The sequence below is a fragment of the Ruminococcus sp. N15.MGS-57 genome (assembly GCF_000980385.1).
Taxonomy (GTDB): Bacteria; Bacillota; Clostridia; order Oscillospirales; family Ruminococcaceae; genus Hominimerdicola; species Hominimerdicola aceti.
In genome coordinates, this window is record NZ_LARF01000086.1 from 1 (window position 1) to 2,136 (window position 2,136).

The 2,136-nt window shown below is 38.4% G+C and carries 4 protein-coding genes; 3 read left to right on the forward strand and 1 reads right to left on the reverse strand.

Features of this window, described 5'->3' with window-relative positions:
* The 3 genes from WS40_RS10360 to WS40_RS10370 all read left to right on the forward strand — a co-directional run.
* Positions 1 to 232, forward strand: a 232-nt coding sequence (locus WS40_RS10360) for a hypothetical protein (protein ID WP_046442145.1), incomplete at its 5' end; no start/stop codon positions are given.
* 31 nt (positions 233 to 263) lie between these two features.
* Positions 264 to 548 (forward strand): hypothetical protein, encoded by a 285-nt coding sequence (locus tag WS40_RS10365; protein WP_046442148.1) that lies wholly within the window; start codon positions 264 to 266, stop codon positions 546 to 548.
* 3 nt (positions 549 to 551) lie between these two features.
* On the forward strand, positions 552 to 1,007 hold the full coding sequence (locus tag WS40_RS10370) for an RHS repeat-associated core domain-containing protein (RefSeq protein WP_325208537.1): 456 nt from the start codon (positions 552 to 554) through the stop codon (positions 1,005 to 1,007).
* Here the strand turns inward: WS40_RS10370 and WS40_RS10375 are convergent.
* Positions 992 to 2,083 carry a site-specific integrase gene (locus WS40_RS10375; protein WP_046442152.1) on the reverse strand — a complete coding sequence of 364 codons (1,092 nt, stop codon included), beginning with the start codon at positions 2,081 to 2,083 and terminating at the stop codon, positions 992 to 994. The genes WS40_RS10370 and WS40_RS10375 overlap by 16 nt on opposite strands.
* Between the last annotated feature and the right edge of the window lie 53 nt (positions 2,084 to 2,136).

Below are 2,136 nucleotides of genomic sequence, written 5' to 3' on the forward strand. Positions count from 1 at the left end.
TTATGAGCAACTTATTCTTGGAATAAATGATATAATTGCTATATCGCCTGAATGGTCAAGGATAATTTTATATAGAATTTTGAATCACGAATATTCGAGAATTATGTTTAAAAATATTTTTATGGAGTTCGATAAAAATGCTGTAAATAATATTTCACAATTAATGATTGAAATTAGTTTACAAGATCCTATTCATTTTCAAAAAAAGGTTGCAGAAGTGTTAGTCAAATGAGAATGGCACTATCACACGTGAGCATGACAATATGAAGTACGACTGCCGCAACAGACTCGTTTCGGCGGGGGGGATTTCCTACGAATACGACGCTGAAAACAACCGTATTTCTCAGACGGAAAATGGAGCAAAGACCGAGTATGTTGTTGACAGCAACAGCAGTTCGCTTACACGTATTCTTACGGCGGAAAAGGAGGGCGATACAACTTATTATATTTACGGAATTGGTCTGATCGCACAGGAAAACGGTAATGAATACTTAATTTACCACTTCAACAATATCGGAAGCACCGAGGCAGTGACAAATATCGACTGAGAAATCGTTGAAACTTTTGATTACGGACCTTATGGTGAGTTGCTTTCTGAGAACAAATGTGGTATAATGTTCCTGTATAACGGCGAACTCGGCGTAGCTATGGACAGCAACGGTCTGTACTACATGAGGGCGAGGTATTACAACCCTGAGATCAAGCGTTTTATCAATCAGGACGTTATGACGGGTTCAATCGCCAATACCCCGACTTTGAACAGGTACGCATATGTCAACGGCAATCCGATAAGCCTGAACGACCCGTTCGGACTAAGTCCGTTCTTAAATTGGATTGGGAATATTACAGGGCATGATATTCTTGATCTGCTTGGAATGCTTCCGGGTATTGGATTTGTATTTGACGAGCTTGTTCATATTTGTGTAAATGGCGAAACAATTTCTGCTACGCCGACACACCCGTTCTATGTTTACAAATTTGGCGGGACTCGCTATTTCACTAAATAATGCAAAATTGTAGTATTTGTACGGAAGTGGTGGAGTATGAACAGGCTAACATACATCGCCGCAACACGATCGTAGACAATTGGCTTGCCGATTGATAATGCTGCTTCTCTGTTATATCCTCGAAGTCGATAAGGTTTGTCGAGATTCTCTTTGAGTTTTCTACCGCAGCGTTTAAACTCATCCTTGATTTTCTGAATGTATTCTGCACGCTTTGCAGGATCATTTTCCATTTCCTGCAAAACGGCATTATATGTAATCTGTGCGCACATAGCCCTGCAATAGTGGAGTCCATCTGGGACGTGAGCTTCTGCCTTTGTCAACAAGAAATCATTATTCATTTTCTCTGCACGACTAATATATTCTTTTAGCTTTGCCACTGCGACTATTCCTTTCAATACAGTACGATTATGCTTACCGCCCTTACCGATACTGAAAATGTGGACAGTTTGGCAGTCAATGAATTTTATATCATCGACTTTTAAGTGCCCAAGCTCACGGCGTCTTAAACCTGTGGTCAATCCAACATCACGAGTTGTTTCACCCGTTTCAGTATTGTATTTTGTCGGATCATTCTTTAAATGAGCTCCGTGGCGTGGAGGGTGTCTAAATTCAATTGTCCTTCTTCCGAAAACTTTACAAAGTGCAGAAAGATCAGTGTTGAGAGTATCAGCTGATAACCCCCTTGCTTCTCGTACATCAATGTACTCCTGTATATATTTTTCAGCCTCGAACATTGTTAGGTGACTTGTCTGAAATTTTGCAGCAAGATATTTACAAAATCGTTTTATTACTTTAAGATATCTATTAAAGCTGCTTTCTGTAAATATTCTCCATTTATAGACAACTATTTCATCTAAAAACTTTTCAATTTCTTCATCGGAGAAACCTTTGTGTTTTAAATTCTTAGTATTGGCTCTCCTGATACTATTTTTGATTTTTAGTTTATGTTTCTTTGTACCCAAAAAACGCATTCCTGTTAATCTTTTTGTAAGAACATACTGCAACGTATTATGACCGATTTCTATTTCGATAATTTTACCTTCAATTATTCTCTCTACTCTTTTGAATTTATTCATCGTAATACTCCTTTTTATGGTTCTTGATTTGTGTGTGAGTGGGGGCAAGTGCG